This window comes from Janthinobacterium sp. FW305-128 (assembly GCF_020858135.1).
GTDB lineage: Bacteria > Pseudomonadota > Gammaproteobacteria > Burkholderiales > Burkholderiaceae_D > Janthinobacterium.
This window is the reverse complement of record NZ_JACYMK010000003.1, coordinates 141324-156745: the sequence shown is the minus strand read 5'-3', so window position 1 is coordinate 156745 and position 15422 is coordinate 141324. Positions and strand designations below refer to the sequence as shown.

Below are 15422 nucleotides of genomic sequence, written 5' to 3'. Positions count from 1 at the left end.
GGAATGCGCGCCATTGGCGCACATTCCCCCGGCGGGTCTGACCCCGGCATTTGTCTTTGTGGTTTAAAAAAGCGCTGGAGAGCGATCTCCAGCGCTTTTTTTGCCTTCTGCGGGTCTTCAGCACACTGCTGGGGTCAGACCCTCAACAATGCCAACGCCAAACTCGGCGTTAGCGGACGAGGGGGTCTGACCCCGCTTAAAACTGCTCTTCCGACAAGGCCATCACGCCGGCGCTGCCGTCGATGATGGTGGCGCGTAAGCCCGGTGCCTGCGACAGGATGTGGTCAGCAAAGAAGCGGGCTGTGGCGATTTTTGCCTTGTAGAACGATGCGTCGCCGCTGCCCTCTCCCAGCTTTTGCTGCGCCACGATGGCCGCGCGGGCCATTTGCCAGCCGCCCAGCACGATGCCGGCCAGCTTCAGGTAGGGCACGCTGCCCGCGAACACGGCCTTGATGTCCGTCTTCATGTTCGCCACCACATACTCGACCACGGCTTCCAGCGCGGCGCTGCCTTCGGCCAGGTGGCGCTGCATGGCCTGGAAGTCGGCGCCGGTCAGTTCGCCCAGCTGGGCTTCCGTAGCGCGCACCTGGGCGATGATGGCTTTTGCCACGGCGCCGCCGTCGCGCACCGTCTTGCGGCCCACGAGGTCGTTCGCCTGGATGGCCGTCGTGCCTTCGTAGATCGTCAGGATCTTGGCGTCACGGTAATGCTGGGCGGCTCCCGTCTCTTCGATGAAACCCATGCCGCCGTGCACTTGCACGCCGTCGCGCGTGACGTCCTGCGACATTTCCGTGGCCCAGCCCTTGATCACGGGCACCAGGTATTCGTACGTCGCCAGGCTTTCCGCGCGCACGTCGGCGTCCGGATGGTGGTGCGCCACGTCGCTGATGGCCGCGCCCACGTAGGCCAGCGCGCGCGCCGCCTCCGTCTGCGAGCGCATCGACATCAGCATGCGGCGCACGTCCGGGTGGTGGATGATGGAGACCGGACCGGGCGAGCCGGCCAGGTCGCGCGACTGCACGCGGTCCTTGGCGAACGCCACGGCCTGCTGGTAGGCGCGCTCGGCCAGGCCGATGCCCTGCAGGCCCACGCCGAAGCGGGCCGCGTTCATCATGATGAACATGTATTCGAGACCGCGGTTTTCCTCGCCCACCAGGGTGCCGATGGCGCCGCCGTGGTCGCCGAACTGCAGCACGGCCGTGGGGCTGGCCTTGATGCCCAGTTTGTGCTCGATGGACACGCAGTGCGCGTCATTGCGCGCGCCGAGGCTGCCGTCCGCATTGACGAGGAATTTCGGCACGATGAACAGCGAAATGCCTTTTACGCCGGCCGGTGCGTCCGGCGTGCGGGCCAGCACCAGATGGACGATGTTTTCTGCCATGTCGTGCTCGCCGTACGTGATGAAAATCTTCGTGCCGAACACTTTATAGGTGCCGTCATCCTGCGGCACGGCGCGCGTGCGCACGGCGGCCAGGTCGGACCCCGCTTGCGGCTCAGTCAGGTTCATGGTGCCCGTCCACTTGCCGGAGACCAGGTTTTCCAGATAGGTGGCCTTTTGCGCGTCACTGCCGGCCGTCAGCAGCGCTTCGATGGCGCCGTCCGACAGCAGGGCCACCAGGGCAAACGAGATGCTGGCCGAATTGAGCATTTCGATGCAGGGCGTAGCCAAGAGCTTGGGCAAGCCCTGGCCGCCAAATTCCGTCGGATGCTGCACGCCCTGCCAGCCCGCTTCGCCGTAGGCCTTGAACGCTTCCTTGAAGCCTTTCGAGGTCGTGACCTGGCCGTCGTGCCAGAAGCTCGGTTCCTTGTCGCTGGGGCCGTTCAAGGGGGCCACCACGCCGCCGCAGAACTTGGCGTTTTCTTCCAGCACGGCTTCGGCCGTGTCGGGTGTCGCGTCTTCGCAGCCAGGCAAAGTATGGATTTCGGCCAGGCCGGCCAGTTCGTTCATGACGAACAACATGTCTTTCAGCGGGGCTTGATAGCTCATCTATTTCTCCAAGAAAAAAGCCACGCGCGGCTCGCCGTGTGGGGCGGGCCGGCGTGGCTTCGTGATATACAAAACCTGATGGGTTTAAATTAACCCAGTTCTTTGACCAGTTGCGGCACGATCTCGAACAGATCGCCCACGATGCCGTAGTCGGCCACGGCAAAGATCGGCGCTTCCGGATCCTTGTTGATGGCGACGATGGTTTTCGAGTCTTTCATGCCGGCCAGATGCTGGATCGCGCCCGAGATGCCGACGGCGATGTACAGCGATGGCGCGACGATCTTGCCCGTCTGGCCCACTTGCCAGTCGTTCGGCACGAAGCCGGCGTCGACGGCGGCGCGCGAAGCACCCATGGCGGCGCCCAGCTTGTCGGCCAGCGGTTCCAGGATGTGGAAGTTCTCGGCCGAACCCATGCCACGGCCGCCCGACACGATGATTTTCGCGGCGGTCAGTTCAGGACGGTCGGACTTGGCCAGTTCGCGGCCCACGAAGGCGGACTTGCCATTGTCGGCAACGGCGGCGACGGTTTCGGTGGCAGCCGAACCGCCGGTGGCGGCAGCGGCGTCGAAACCGGTGGTGCGCACGGTGATGACCTTGATCTTGTCGCCAGATTGCACGGTAGCAATCGCGTTACCGGCGTAGATCGGGCGCTCGAAGGTGTCAGGCGAGTCGACCTTGGTGATTTCCGAGATTTGCGCCACGTCCAGCTTGGCGGCCACGCGCGGCAGGATGTTCTTGCCGTAGGCGGTGGCTGGCGCCAGGATGTGGCTGTAATTGCCGGCGATGGCCAGCACTTGCTCGGCCACATTTTCGGCCAGGCCGTCGGCAAAATAGGGCGCGTCGGCCACGATGACTTTCGTCACGCCGGCGATTTGCGCGGCGGCAGCGGCGGCGGCCGAGGCGTTCGAACCTGCGACCAGTACGTGCACGTCGCCGCCGCACTGGGCAGCCGCGGTCACGGTGTGGTGGGTGCTGCCCTTTAAGGTAGCGTTGTCGTGTTCAGCAATAACTAATGCGACCATGATATGTCCTGTAATTGTTCTGGATAGACGGCAAAGCCGCTTAGATGACTTTGGCTTCGGTACGCAGCTTGGCGACCAGGGTGGCGACGTCCGGCACCTTGATGCCGGCCGAGCGCTTGGCTGGCTCGACGACTTTCAGGGTCTTCAGGCGTGGCGCAACATCGACGCCCAGGTCTTCCGGCTTGACGGTCTCGAGCGGTTTTTTCTTTGCCTTCATGATGTTCGGCAAGGTCACATAGCGTGGCTCGTTCAGACGCAGGTCGGTGGTGATGATCGCTGGCAAGGTCAATGCCAGGGTTTCCAGGCCGCCGTCGACTTCGCGCGTGACGGTGACTTTGCCGTCTTCCAGCACGACTTTCGAAGCGAACGTGGCTTGCGGCCAACCCAGCAGGGCAGCGAGCATCTGGCCCGTCTGGTTGCTGTCGTCATCGATCGCCTGCTTGCCCAGGATGATCAGTTGCGGCTGTTCTTTCTCGGCCAGGGACTTGACCAGCTTGGCCACGGCCAGCGGTTCCAGGTCGGTCGTCGTTTCCACCAGGATGCCGCGGTCGGCGCCGATGGCCATGGCCGTGCGCAGGGTTTCCTGGCACTGCGTCACGCCGCAGGAGATGGCGACCACTTCAGTGACCTTGCCGGCTTCTTTCAGGCGCATCGCTTCTTCCAGCGCGATCTCATCGAAAGGGTTCATCGACATTTTGACGTTGGCGGTATCGACGCCAGTGCCGTCACTCTTGACGCGGACTTTGACGTTATAGTCGACCACGCGTTTGACGGGTACCAAGACTTTCATAGCTATGCCTTTGGGAAATTATAAAAATGACGGATCAAGTGCTGATTGTGCGTTCGATTATAAGAGAAATTTGAATCCTGAACCGAATTTAAGCACGATCGTGCGATTTTTTGTTAGAGCAATCCATCTAAACTGTCCAGCTTCGGGGATTTCAAGGGGGTCCGCCGCTACGCTGCAGGGCAGCAAAAGGGCTGGTTCGGGAAGGAAAACCAGGCCGCGCCACGGCGGCCCCGGCTGGCAGAATTATTTGCGTTGCATCAGGAAGACGAATTCGGTACCCGTCTGCACGTGCGACAGCAGGGCATTGCCCGTTTGCTTGGCGAAAGCCTGGAAGTCGCGCACGGAACCGGGATCGGTTGCCATGATGCGCAGCACTTCCCCGCTCTGCAGCTCTGACAAAGCCTTTTTCGCCTTCAGAATCGGCAACGGGCAATTCAAGCCGCGCGCGTCGAGTTCTTTGTGAAATTCCATAATCTCGGTATCAAGTAGTGTGTCGCTCATCATCAATATCCCACCATTGTTTTGTTGTACTGATTTTCGACATACTACTCTAAATCAGGGGCATTGACGCGCTGCACCAAAATAGTTCATCGGCTGTTGTGGTGTCACAACGAGATTCCACACGGCAAAACGGCCCGCAAACACCGTCTGCGGGCCGTTTTCAAGGGGCTGTGGGGCGAAAACCCCGCATGCCTTCTAGCTTACGCCTTATTTTGCGCGTTCGCCGACCCAGGCCGGCACGCCGGCCAGGGCGTTCGCCAGGCCGCTCGGATCTGTGCCGCCAGCCTGCGCCATATCGGGGCGTCCGCCGCCTTTTCCGCCCACTTGCTGTGCAACGAAGTTCACCAGCTCGCCCGCTTTGACCTTGGAAGTCGCGTCCGCCGTCACGCCGGCGATCAGGCTGACCTTGCCGTCGGCCACGCTGGCCAGCACGATGGCGGCCGTTTTCAGCTTGTCCTTCAGCTTGTCCATGGTTTCGCGCAGACGGGCCACGTCGGCGCCTTCCAGCACGGCCGCCAGCACCTTGATGCCGTTGACATCGATGGCTTGCGTGACCAGCTCATCGCCCTGGCCCGACGCCAGTTTCGATTTCAGCGCGGCCAGTTCCTTCTCCAGCGCCTTTACGTGGTCCTGCACCTGGACGATGCGGGCCGTCAATTCTTCCGGCTGCGCCTTCAGGGCGCTGGCCGCTTCGACGAGGCGGCGGTTGATGGTTTGCACCAGCGCCAGCGCGCCCTCGCCCGTCACCGCTTCCACGCGGCGGATGCCGGCGGCTACGCCGCTTTCGCCGATGATCTTGAACAGGCCGATGTCGCCCGTGCGCTGCACGTGGACGCCGCCGCACAGCTCTTTCGAGCTGCCGATGTCGAGCACGCGCACTTCGTCGCCGTATTTTTCGCCGAACAGAGCCATCGCGCCATGCTTGACGGCGTCGTCAAACGACATCAAATGGGCTTGCGTGGCGCGGTTTTCCAGGATTTCCTTGTTGACGATCGTTTCCACGGCGGCGATCTGCTCGGCCGTCATCGGCGCATTGTGGCTGAAGTCGAAGCGGGTCTTGTCCGGGTCGACCAGCGAACCCTTTTGCGCCACGTGGCCGCCCAGCACTTCGCGCAAGGCCTTGTGCATCAAATGCGTGGCCGAGTGGTTGCGGATCGTTCGCGCGCGCTTGGCGGTGTCGACTTCGGCCGAGACGGCGTCCCCCACCTTCAGCACGCCCGATTCCAGCACCCCGTGGTGACCGAACACGTCGGCCTGGATTTTCAGGGTGTCGCTGACGGCAAAGCTGCCGGCGCCCGAGGCGATCACGCCCTGGTCGCCCACCTGGCCGCCCGATTCCGCGTAGAACGGCGTGGTGTCGAGCACGACGATGCCGTCCTGGCCCGCCTTCAGTTCAGCTACCTGCGTGCCGGCCGCGTACAGCGCGACGACCTTGCTGCTGAACGTCAACTGGTCGTAGCCGACGAATTTGTTTTTCTCACCCGTGTACTCGACCTTGCTGTCCTTGTGCGTCTTGCCGCCCTTGCGCGACAGTTCCTGGCTTTCCTTCAGGGCTGCGTCGTAGCCAGCCTGGTCGAAACTGATATTGCGTTCGCGGCAGATGTCGGCCGTCAGGTCCGGCGGGAAGCCGTAGGTTTCGTACAAAGTAAAAGCGGTGGCGCCGTCGATGCCCGTGGCATCCTTGGCCAGCTGCGCTTCCAGCACTTTCATGCCCGTTTCCAGGGTTTCGCCGAAACGCTCTTCCTCGGCCTTGAGCATGTTGGCGACGTTGTCTTTCGCTTCTTCCAGCTCCGGATAGGCGCCGCCCATCTCGATGGCCAGATCGGCCACCAGCTTGTAGAAGAACGGTTTCGTCTGGCCCAGCTTGTGGCCATGGCGCAGGGCGCGGCGGATGATGCGGCGCAGAACATACGCGCGGCCTTCGCTGCCCGGAATGATGCCGTCGACGATCATGAAGGCGGCGGCGCGGATGTGGTCGGCGATCACGCGCAGCGACTTGTTTTCCAGGTCCGTGGCGCCCGTTTCGCGCGCGGCAGCCTTGATCAGGTGCTGGAACAGGTCGATTTCATAGTTCGAATGCACGTGCTGCAGCACGGCGGCCAGGCGCTCCATGCCCATGCCCGTGTCGACGCACGGCTTCGGCAGCTTGTGCATGACGCCCGCTTCGTCGCGGTTGAACTGCATGAACACCAAGTTCCAGATTTCAATGAAGCGGTCGCCGTCTTCGTCAGGCGAACCCGGCGGGCCGCCGGGAATGTCGGCGCCGTGGTCGTAGAAGATTTCCGTGCATGGACCGCATGGACCCGTGTCGGCCATCTGCCAGAAATTGTCCGAAGCGTAGCGCGAACCCTTGTTGTCGCCGATGCGGATGATGCGCTCGACAGGCACGCCGATTTCCTTGGCCCAGATGTCGTACGCTTCGTCATCTTCGATGTAGACGGTGACGGTCAGCTTGTCAGCCGGCAAGCCGTACACCTTGGTCAGCAGTTCCCATGCGTACTGGATCGCGTCGCGCTTGAAATAGTCGCCGAAGCTGAAGTTGCCCAGCATTTCAAAGAACGTATGGTGGCGCGCCGTGTAGCCGACGTTTTCCAGATCGTTGTGCTTGCCGCCGGCGCGCACGCAGCGCTGCACCGAGGTGGCGCGCGTGTACGGACGGCTGTCCGTGCCCGTAAACACATCCTTGAACTGCACCATGCCGCTGTTCGTCAACAGCAAGGTCGGATCGTTGCCTGGCACCAGGGAGCTGGAACGGACGATGGAATGGCCCTTGGACTCGAAAAATTTGAGGAACTTGTCGCGGATTTCAGTTGATTTCATGTTTTTTTGGCAAAGAGTGGCGGCAGCTTTAAAGGGAAGATTATACGTGATATGGGGTGCGGCATTGACGGCGGGCACGGGCATTGTTGCGCACGTGCCAACATCGACAGCCTGCCCGCTCAGGCCGGGTCGTGGCCGCTGGCGCAGGCGTGCGAGGCGGCACCGGCGGCGACCGCACTGGCGCCGGCGGCCGCATTGCAATCGGCGCAGCGGCCGTACAGGGTCAGTTCGTGGCGCTCGACAATAAAGCCTTGCGGCGCCATGCGCTTCAAGTCGCCCGGGCAATCATGCACATCGAACACGCGCTGGCACGTGGTGCACTGGAAATGGTGATGGTGGTGATTGGCGGCCGTGTTCGACTCGTAGCGCGGGTTTTCGCCCGGCAAGGTCACCACGTGCACCTTTTCCTCCAGCACCAAGGACTTCAAGTTGCGGTAAACGGTGGCGATGCCCAGCTGCGTCACCTGCAAGCTGGCCTGTTCGAGGATTTCCTGCGCCGACAGGGGGCGCTGGGCCGACTCGATGGCGGCTTGAATAGCGGTTTTTTGACGTGTTGTGCGTTCCATAGCCGACAGAATACACCATCCGCCTGTATCTACTGCCCGGAAAAACTGCCACACATTAATGATAATGGGTTATCATTATCATCTTAGGGCAGGCTATTTCCTGTTCATGCGCTGCCCCAACCCTGCCAACACCGATAGCTGATAAAGGAATTCTTGCCCATGTCCGTCCGTCCTCACCAACCCACTCCCCTCGCGCTGGCCATCATGCTGGCCTTTGCCGCCCCCGCCAGCGCCCTGGCGCAACAGGCCGCCACCTTGCCCGCCGTCACCGTCTCGGCCAGCGCGCTGGCCCTGGGCAGCGACGACATGAGCACGCCCGTGACCATACTGGAAGGCGAGGAACTGGTGCGCGCCCGCGAAGCGACCCTGGGCGAAACCCTGGCAGGCCAGCCCGGCATCACGTCCAGCCATTTCGGCGCCGGCGCCAGCCGCCCCATCATCCGCGGCATGGATGGTCCCCGTGTGAAGATCCTGTCCGATGGTGCCGAAGTGCAGGATGCCTCGACCATCAGCCCCGACCATGCCGTCGCGGCCGAACCGATGCTGTCGGAACAGATTGAAGTCTTGCGCGGCCCGTCCGCATTGGCCTATGGCGGCGGCGCCGTCGGCGGCGTCGTCAATGTGATCGACAAGAAAATCCCCACGCGCGTGCCAGCCAAGGGCTTCGAAGGCAGCGCGGAAGTACGCGCCAACTCGGCAGCGCGCGACAAGGCGGGCGCCTTTGAAGTGACTGGCGGCTCCGGCAACATCGCCTTCCACGCGGAAGGCGTCAAGCGCGACGCGAAGGAATACAAGGTCGGCAGCGGCTGGGAAGGCGGCTCCAAAGTGGCCGGCAGCTACAACAAGACGGACACGGGCAGCGTGGGCGTGTCGTGGGTGGGGCAGCGCGGCTTCCTGGGCCTGGCCTTCACCAGCCAGCATGCGGAATACGGCTTGCCTGGCCACAACCATGAATTCGAGAGCTGCCACCCGCACGGCACCCACCTGCACTGCGGCGGTCATGAAGGCCACGGCCATGGCGGTGAAGACGAGCATGACCACGACCACGAAAATGGCGCCGTGCCCTACGTGAAACTGAAGAGCGAGCGCTGGGATGTGCGCGGCGAATTGCGCGACCCCGTGCCCGGCTTCGCCAAGCTGCGCCTGCGCGCGTCGTTTACCGATTACAAGCACGATGAAATCGAAGGCACGGAAATCGCCACCACATTTAAAAACAAGGGCCACGACGCGCGCCTGGAAATGGAACACCATCCCGTGTTCGGCTGGCGCGGCGTGGTCGGCCTGCAAACGTCGAAGCGCGATTTCTCCGCCCTGGGCGAGGAAGCGTACGTGGCGCCGACGGTAACGAAGAAGCACGCCGCCTTCCTCGTGGAGGAATACAAGCTCGACCAATGGCGCTTCGAGGCGGGCTTGCGCCACGAATGGCAAGACATCGCGGTCGACAGCGCCACCTTGCAGGACCGCAGCGCCAAGGGCACGTCGGTCTCGCTGGGCGCCGTGTGGAAATTCGCGCCCCAGTATTCGCTCGGTTCGACCATTTCGCGCACCCACCGCCTGCCCAGCGCCGAGGAACTGTATGCGCACGGCGTGCACATGGCCACGGCCACGTATGAACTGGGCAATCAAAACCTGGGCAAGGAAACGTCGAACAATATCGACTTGACCTTGCGCAAATATGCGGGCGCCACGACCTTCTCGGCCAGCGCCTACCGCAACAAGGTCGACAACTACATCTTTGGCAGCACGCTGGATAACCACGAAGGCTTCCAGCTGATCCAGTACGCCCAGCGCGACGCCACGTTCACGGGTGTGGAAGGGCAAGTGCGCCAGCAATTGAACCCCATGTTCGGCGCCAGCGTGTTCGGCGACTACGTGCGGGCCAAGCTGGCCAACGATGGTGGCAACTTGCCGCGCATCCCGGCCCAGCGTTTTGGCGTGAAGGTCGATGCCAACTGGCAGGCATGGAGCGGCGTGGCCGAGTTCTACCGCGTGGGCAAGCAAGACAAGGTGGCCGCGTTCGAAACGGCAACCCCGGGCTACAACATGCTGAACCTGTCCGCCAACTACGACACGCGCATCGGCACGACGCCGGCCCAGTTCTACATCAAGGCGAACAACCTGACGAACGAACTGGCGTACAGCCATACTTCGTTCATCAAGAACGCGGCGCCTTTGACGGGGCGCAATGTCACCGTCGGCATGCGCGTGACTTTCTAAGCCGCTTGAAACGTAGGTCGGCTTAGCGCGCAAGCGCGTAAGCCGACAACACCAATAACGTCAACAATGTTGTCGGATTACGCGGGGCTTTGCCCCGTTAATCCGACCTACGCCATGGATGGAATAATATCGATCCTGTCCGTGCAAAAACCATCCACGCCCCAGGCCAGCAGCTCGCTGGCCCGTTCGGGCGTGTTGACGGTGTAGCAGAACAGCCCCAATCCCTCCTCTTTGACAGCCAGCGCCAGCGCGCGCGTCAGTTGCGTGTGGTCGCAATGGAGCGCCACCACGTCCAGTTCCTTCACCGTGCGCGCCCAGTCGTCCGGTATCCATTCGACCAGCCAGCCGCGCGCCAGTTCCGGGGCCGCCTGGCGCGCCGCTTCCAGGGCGGCGATGCTGAACGACGAGAGCAAGGGCAATAACTCTCCTTCAGCAATTTCCTTTGCAAAATAATCGCGCGTGGCCTGCGCCACCGTCTCGCCCGTCGGCACGTCGCAGCCGGGCGCCGGCTTGATTTCGATATTCATCCAGATGCGCTGCGTCTTGCAATAGTCCAGCACGGCCTCGAACGTGGGCACGCCCTCGCCCGCAAACTGCGGGCCGAACCAGGCGCCCGCCTCCATGGCCCCCAGCTGCGCGGCCGTGTAATCGTTGACGTGGCCGCTGCCGGCCACCGTGCGGCCCAGCTCGGGGTCGTGCACGACGACGGGCACGCCGTCGGACGCCAGCATGACGTCGAATTCCACGGCGCGGTAGCCGTAGGCCAGGCCGCAGCGCAGGGCGGCCAGGGTGTTTTCAGGCGCCAGGGTGCCGCCGCCGCGGTGCGCCAGGGTGCGTGGGTAGGGCCACATGAGGTTTCCTTTATAGCAAAGACTGTCTTGCCATACTATCCCGCGCCCATCGTGAAAAGTAAAGCGGCCCCGTTTGGCGGCGCGACGCTGCGAATGGCGACGCGCCGGCCCCGTTTCGTCGCAGCCCTGTTGCGCCCTGGCCTGCGCTGGCACACAATGCCCCATCGCTACCAGCAGACACTTCCATGAACTCCGACGCCCCTTCCGCCGACGCCCCCGCCAGACGCCGCTTTCCCTACTACCGCATGCTGCTCGACTCTCGCTATGCGCTGGTGCTGAACGCGATCTGCGCGCTGGTCATTACCTTCATCCTCAATCCGGGCAGCCATTTCGGACAAAACCTGATCGCCTCGATGTGCATCGGCACGATCGCCTTCCTGCTGATCGACGGCATGCGCCTGACTTTATGGGGTGCGGACCAGCGGCCCAGACTCCTGCCCTTCATGCTCATCATCCTGCTATCCGTGCCCGTGGCGCAAATGCTGGGCCTGGTTCTGTTCGGCTGGCTGACGGGAGTGGACGTGGGCGGCTTCGACAAGCTGTTGCCCACGCAAATGATGGGCACGCTCGTGTTCACCCTGCTGGCCACGGGCGGCGCCGTGCTTTTTTTCTCCAGCCGCGAAAAGATTGCCCGCCTGCAAATGATCGCCGCCGAGGAAAAGGCCCGCGCCGAATCCGTGGCGCGCCAAGCCATGCAGGCGCAGCTGCAACTGCTGCAGGCGCAGATCGAGCCGCACATGCTGTTCAACACCCTGGCCAACCTGCAGGGCCTGATCAGCTTTGATCCGGACCGCGCCCAGCTGCTGCTCGACCAGCTGATCCAGTATCTGCGCGCCACCTTGAGTTCCTCGCGCGCCGGGTCCACCACCCTCGCGCAGGAGTTTTCCCTAATGCAAGCCTACCTGGGCCTGATGTCGATACGCATGGGTGCGCGCCTGAACTATGCACTGGACTTGCCCGAGGCCTTGCGCGATATCAAGGTGCCGCCCATGCTGCTGCAGCCGCTGGTGGAAAATGCCATCCAGCACGGCCTGGAACCGAAGATCGAAGGCGGCCATATCCACGTGCAGGCATCCACAGACGGCAGCGTGCTGATCCTGACGGTTGCGGACGATGGTCTGGGCCTCGACCATCCGGGCCAGACCAAGGGCACGCAGCTGGGCGTGGCGAATATCCGCGAACGGCTGCACGGCATGCATGGCGATGCCGCCAGCCTGTCGCTGATCGCCAATACGCCGGCAGGCGTTGTCGCCCGCCTTCAATTACCGATACACTCCACCACCACGAGCCCCACGCCATGACCAGTTCCACCCCGCGCGCCCTGATCGCCGAAGACGAACCCATACTCGCCGCCGCCCTCGCGCATGCCCTGCGCCGGCTATGGCCGGAACTCGACATCGTTGCCACCTGCGCCAATGGCGTGGAAGCCTTGCAGCAAGGCCTGGCGCTGCAGCCCGACATTCTATTTCTCGACATCAAGATGCCGGGCAAGACGGGCCTGGAAGCGGCCGAGGAACTGGCGGAGCAGTGGCCGGACGGCGTCGCGTTCCCCCATATCGTGTTTGTTACCGCCTACGACGAATATGCGCTGGCCGCCTTTGAGCACGCGGCCGCCGATTACGTCTTAAAACCCGTCAACGATGCGCGCCTGGCCAAGACGGTGGAACGCTTGCAGCAACGCCTGCGCGACAGCGCCGGCGCCAGCGGGAGAGCAACGCCAGCGGCGGCAGCGGCGGCAGCCACTGCGGCGGCGCCGGTGGTGGCAACCGTCACAGCGGCCCCCAGCGACGACAACCTGGCCCGACTGCTGGCCCAGTTGCAGGCCATGGTGCCGCCCGCGCCGCGCCTGCAAATGATACGGGCGGCCGTAGGCAACAGCGTGCGCATGATCGCGCTGGCCGACGTCGTGTATTTCGAGGCGCTGGACAAATACATCAACGTCGTGTGCCAGGACAGCGAAGCGCTGATACGCACGAGCCTGAAGGAACTTTTGCCCCAGCTGGACCCGCAACAATTCTGGCAAATCCACCGGGGCACCATCGTCAATGCCAGCGCCATCGCCACGGCCGTGCGCGACGAGGCGGGCAAGCTGTCGCTGACCCTGCGCCAGCATCCGGCGCAACTGCGCGTCAGCCCTTTATATGCCCATCTGTTTCGGCAGATGTAGCGCGCAAGAGCCGGGTTCTAGTGGAGCTGATGCTTCAGGTCCGATAGTTCATCGTGGACCTTGAGCACGGCGCTCTTCATTTCCGGCGTCACGCTGGTCGCCGTGCCGCACGCCCGTTTGGCGCGGTCGCCCAGCGATTCCATCTGGTCGACGGCTTGGCGGATGCGCGCATCGTCCTGCGTGTCGATGGCTTGCCGCACGGCGCTCTTTTGCTGGTCCAGCTGATTGATGCAATCCTTCAAGTCCATTGGCATGCCCTGCTGCTTGCCGCACAACTGGGCCGCCTGGCCGATCGCGTGTTCGATGGCGCCAAAGCGCCGTGCCACTTCCTTTACCTGCATCATGATCTGTCCTCCCATGGTATCGAGAGTTGGATCGTCAGGCCGGCCCAAGGTTCCCCGCCACGCGCCATGGCCTTGAAATTTCCATGGTGCACTTTTTTGTAAGCGCTTGTGACATTCTAGATAATTATCAAATCCTTCAGATACATTGGCGTACCTGAACCACCATGCCCTCCATGACCTCGCTGCCACCCCTGCCCCGCCGCGCTCCCGGCCTGCTGCTGATCGTCCTGCTGCACGCGGGGCTGGCCTATGTCGTGGTGCAGTCGCGCCCCCGCCTTGCCGCTGACGAGCACTTGCCGCAGGGCCCGGCCATCACCTGGCTGCGCTACACGGCCCCTGCGCCGCCCAAGCCGATAGCCTTGCGCAGCGCAAAACCGGCCGCTGAACGTGTGCCGCGCCGAACCATACCGGCGCCCGTCAGCCGCCCCCTGCCCGCGCCCGCCGCCGAGCCGGCGCCAGCACCGGCAATGCAGGAAGCGATCACGGCGCCGCCAGCGCCCAGCGCCGCCGATATCCTGGCGCAAGCCAAGCGCGACGTGGGCAAGATCGACAAGGATTTACGCAAGGAATTCCCCCAGCGGGGAGAACAAAAACTGGAGGACACGGGCTTCAAGCGCATGCAGCAAGGCTTTGCCGAAGCCTACGCGGCCGTGCCGCCGAAATGGTACGAGGCATCGAAAATCGAGGAAGTGGGCGCGAATGAGGCCAGGGGCAGCCGCACGTATAAAATCACCAGCGCGCTGGGCACCTTGTGCGTGACCACGCGCGCGGGCAAGCAGGGGGAAACGATGATCGGCAACTGCCCCAAATAGCCGCCTCAGCCCACCGCTTCGCGCGCGCCCAGCGGCTGCAGATGGCGCAGGCGCAAGGCGATCAGCACGCCGCCGCCCAGGCATACGCCCAGCATGATGATGACGCCCGTCCAGCCGTCGAAGCCCCACATCATGCCCGAGGCCGAACCGATCAGGCTTGACCCCAAATAATAGAACAGCAGATAGAAGGCCGAGGCCAGTGCCTGCGGCGCGCGGGCGCGGCGGCTAACCCAGCTGCTGGCGATCGAATGCGAGGCAAAGAAACCGAACGTGGCCAGCGCCATGCCGATGACGATCAGCGGCAGCGAGTCGAACAGGGTCAATACAATGCCACTGAGCATCACCGACAGCATGATCCACAGCACGCCCCGCCGGCCCAGCCGGTCCACCAGGCGGCCCGCCCACACGGAACTGAAGATGCCGATCAGGTACAGAAAGGCCAGCAAACCGACCGTGCTCTGGCGCAAGCCAAATGGCGCGGCCAGCAGGCGGTAGCCGATGTAGTTATACAGGCTGACGAAACAGCCCATCAGCACGAAAGCCAGGCAGAACAGCCATGGCAAGCCCCGGTCGGAAAAATGTTGCTTGATCGCGTGCGGCAATGCATTCCAGCCTTTGGTACTGGGCACGAAATTTTTCGACGCAGGCAGGCTGCGCCAGAATTCCGCCGCCGCCAGCACGCCGGCCACGCCCAGCACGCCCAGGGCCCAGCGCCACGACAGGAAATCGCTGAGCATGGAAGCGATAAGGCGTCCCGACATGCCGCCAAACGCGCTGCCTGCAATATACAAGCCCATCGACAATCCCAGCGACGGCCCCTCGATTTCCTCGCCCAGGTAAGCCATGGCCACGGCCGGCATGCCGCCCAAGGCAATGCCCAGCGCGGCGCGGATGGCCAGCAGTTGCGCATAATCCTGGGCGAAGGCGGACAAGATCGTCAATATCGCGGCGGAAAACATCGACGCCACCATCAGCGGCTTGCGCCCGACCCGGTCCGAGACGGCGCTGAGCAGCACCAAGGAGATGGCCAGCAAGCCGCTCGACACGGACAAGGACCAGCTGCTTTGCGCGGGCGTCAAATGAAACTGGTGCGACAGCAGCGGAAACAGCGGTTGTATGCAATACAGCAGGCTGAAGGTGGAAAAGCCGCCAAAGAACAGGGCGCGGTTGCTGCGCTTGAATTCGATCGAGCCCTTGGCGATGGCCGTGCGGGGCGCGGGTGCGGCGGGAGAAACCGGGATGGCAGACGAGGTGGCGGGGGCAAAGGCAAGCGATGAATCAGACATGGCCGTGTTTCGGAAAGGAAGCGAGTCTTCATCTTAGGATTGCCAACTCATATCGTCCA

At 63.1% G+C, this 15422-nt stretch carries 13 protein-coding genes; 4 read left to right on the top strand and 9 right to left on the bottom strand.

Features of this window, described 5'->3' with window-relative positions:
- Positions 1-196: 196 nt before the first annotated feature.
- From IGS60_RS08225 to IGS60_RS08200, 6 genes are all read right to left on the bottom strand, one after another.
- Positions 197-1987, bottom strand: a complete 1791-nt coding sequence (locus IGS60_RS08225) for an acyl-CoA dehydrogenase (protein ID WP_070221857.1) — start codon at positions 1985-1987, stop codon at positions 197-199.
- Positions 1988-2076: 89 nt separating this feature from the next.
- On the bottom strand, positions 2077-3009 hold the full coding sequence (locus tag IGS60_RS08220) for an electron transfer flavoprotein subunit alpha/FixB family protein (RefSeq protein ID WP_034781780.1): 933 nt from the start codon (positions 3007-3009) through the stop codon (positions 2077-2079).
- Between the two features lie 40 nt (positions 3010-3049).
- Positions 3050-3799, bottom strand: a complete 750-nt coding sequence (locus tag IGS60_RS08215; RefSeq protein ID WP_070221859.1) for an electron transfer flavoprotein subunit beta/FixA family protein — start codon at positions 3797-3799, stop codon at positions 3050-3052.
- Between the two features lie 243 nt (positions 3800-4042).
- The gene (locus tag IGS60_RS08210) at positions 4043-4270 is read right to left on the bottom strand and encodes a sulfurtransferase TusA family protein (protein WP_010395510.1); all 228 of its coding nucleotides are present in this window, start codon (positions 4268-4270) and stop codon (positions 4043-4045) included.
- 237 nt (positions 4271-4507) lie between these two features.
- Entirely contained in the window at positions 4508-7120 is a 2613-nt protein-coding gene (gene alaS, locus IGS60_RS08205; protein ID WP_230503669.1) for an alanine--tRNA ligase, read from the bottom strand.
- 119 nt (positions 7121-7239) lie between these two features.
- Complete coding sequence (locus tag IGS60_RS08200; protein ID WP_230503667.1) at positions 7240-7686, bottom strand: Fur family transcriptional regulator; 447 nt, start codon at positions 7684-7686, stop codon at positions 7240-7242.
- Between the two features lie 159 nt (positions 7687-7845).
- On the opposite strand from IGS60_RS08200, the gene IGS60_RS08195 reads away from it, so the two are divergent.
- The gene (locus IGS60_RS08195; protein WP_230503665.1) at positions 7846-9903 is read left to right on the top strand and encodes a TonB-dependent receptor; all 2058 of its coding nucleotides are present in this window, start codon (positions 7846-7848) and stop codon (positions 9901-9903) included.
- 107 nt (positions 9904-10010) lie between these two features.
- Here the strand turns inward: IGS60_RS08195 and ugpQ are convergent, their stop codons facing one another.
- Positions 10011-10754: a glycerophosphodiester phosphodiesterase gene (ugpQ, locus tag IGS60_RS08190; protein ID WP_230503662.1), complete on the bottom strand. Its 744-nt coding sequence runs from the start codon at positions 10752-10754 to the stop codon at positions 10011-10013.
- A gap of 185 nt (positions 10755-10939) precedes the next feature.
- On the opposite strand from ugpQ, the gene IGS60_RS08185 reads away from it, so the two are divergent.
- Both IGS60_RS08185 and IGS60_RS08180 read left to right on the top strand, forming a co-directional pair.
- Complete coding sequence (locus tag IGS60_RS08185; RefSeq protein ID WP_230503659.1) at positions 10940-12055, top strand: sensor histidine kinase; 1116 nt, start codon at positions 10940-10942, stop codon at positions 12053-12055.
- A complete protein-coding gene (locus tag IGS60_RS08180) occupies positions 12052-12921 on the top strand; it encodes a LytTR family DNA-binding domain-containing protein (protein ID WP_230503657.1) in 870 nt (289 codons plus the stop codon). The genes IGS60_RS08185 and IGS60_RS08180 overlap by 4 nt, the downstream gene beginning before the upstream one ends.
- Positions 12922-12938: 17 nt before the next feature.
- Here IGS60_RS08180 and IGS60_RS08175 read toward each other — a convergent pair whose 3' ends face one another.
- On the bottom strand, positions 12939-13265 hold the full coding sequence (locus tag IGS60_RS08175; protein ID WP_070221866.1) for a hypothetical protein: 327 nt from the start codon (positions 13263-13265) through the stop codon (positions 12939-12941).
- Positions 13266-13429: 164 nt separating this feature from the next.
- Here IGS60_RS08175 and IGS60_RS08170 point away from each other — a divergent pair, with 164 nt between their 5' ends.
- A complete protein-coding gene (locus IGS60_RS08170; protein ID WP_230503655.1) occupies positions 13430-14077 on the top strand; it encodes a hypothetical protein in 648 nt (215 codons plus the stop codon).
- A 5-nt stretch (positions 14078-14082) separates the two neighbouring features.
- Here the strand turns inward: IGS60_RS08170 and IGS60_RS08165 are convergent, their stop codons facing one another.
- Complete coding sequence (locus tag IGS60_RS08165) at positions 14083-15363, bottom strand: MFS transporter (protein WP_230503653.1); 1281 nt, start codon at positions 15361-15363, stop codon at positions 14083-14085.
- Between the last annotated feature and the right edge of the window lie 59 nt (positions 15364-15422).

Coding starts and splice junctions, on each gene's coding strand:
- IGS60_RS08215 (WP_070221859.1), bottom strand. CDS start 3,799: ATGAAAGTCTTGGTACCCGTCAAACGCGTGGTCGACTATAACGTCAAA.
- IGS60_RS08170 (WP_230503655.1), top strand. CDS start 13,430: ATGCCCTCCATGACCTCGCTGCCACCCCTGCCCCGCCGCGCTCCCGGC.
- IGS60_RS08165 (WP_230503653.1), bottom strand. CDS start 15,363: ATGTCTGATTCATCGCTTGCCTTTGCCCCCGCCACCTCGTCTGCCATC.
- IGS60_RS08200 (WP_230503667.1), bottom strand. CDS start 7,686: ATGGAACGCACAACACGTCAAAAAACCGCTATTCAAGCCGCCATCGAG.
- IGS60_RS08180 (WP_230503657.1), top strand. CDS start 12,052: ATGACCAGTTCCACCCCGCGCGCCCTGATCGCCGAAGACGAACCCATA.
- IGS60_RS08210 (WP_010395510.1), bottom strand. CDS start 4,270: ATGGAATTTCACAAAGAACTCGACGCGCGCGGCTTGAATTGCCCGTTG.
- alaS (WP_230503669.1), bottom strand. CDS start 7,120: ATGAAATCAACTGAAATCCGCGACAAGTTCCTCAAATTTTTCGAGTCC.
- IGS60_RS08195 (WP_230503665.1), top strand. CDS start 7,846: ATGTCCGTCCGTCCTCACCAACCCACTCCCCTCGCGCTGGCCATCATG.
- IGS60_RS08185 (WP_230503659.1), top strand. CDS start 10,940: ATGAACTCCGACGCCCCTTCCGCCGACGCCCCCGCCAGACGCCGCTTT.
- ugpQ (WP_230503662.1), bottom strand. CDS start 10,754: ATGTGGCCCTACCCACGCACCCTGGCGCACCGCGGCGGCGGCACCCTG.
- IGS60_RS08175 (WP_070221866.1), bottom strand. CDS start 13,265: ATGATGCAGGTAAAGGAAGTGGCACGGCGCTTTGGCGCCATCGAACAC.
- IGS60_RS08225 (WP_070221857.1), bottom strand. CDS start 1,987: ATGAGCTATCAAGCCCCGCTGAAAGACATGTTGTTCGTCATGAACGAA.
- IGS60_RS08220 (WP_034781780.1), bottom strand. CDS start 3,009: ATGGTCGCATTAGTTATTGCTGAACACGACAACGCTACCTTAAAGGGC.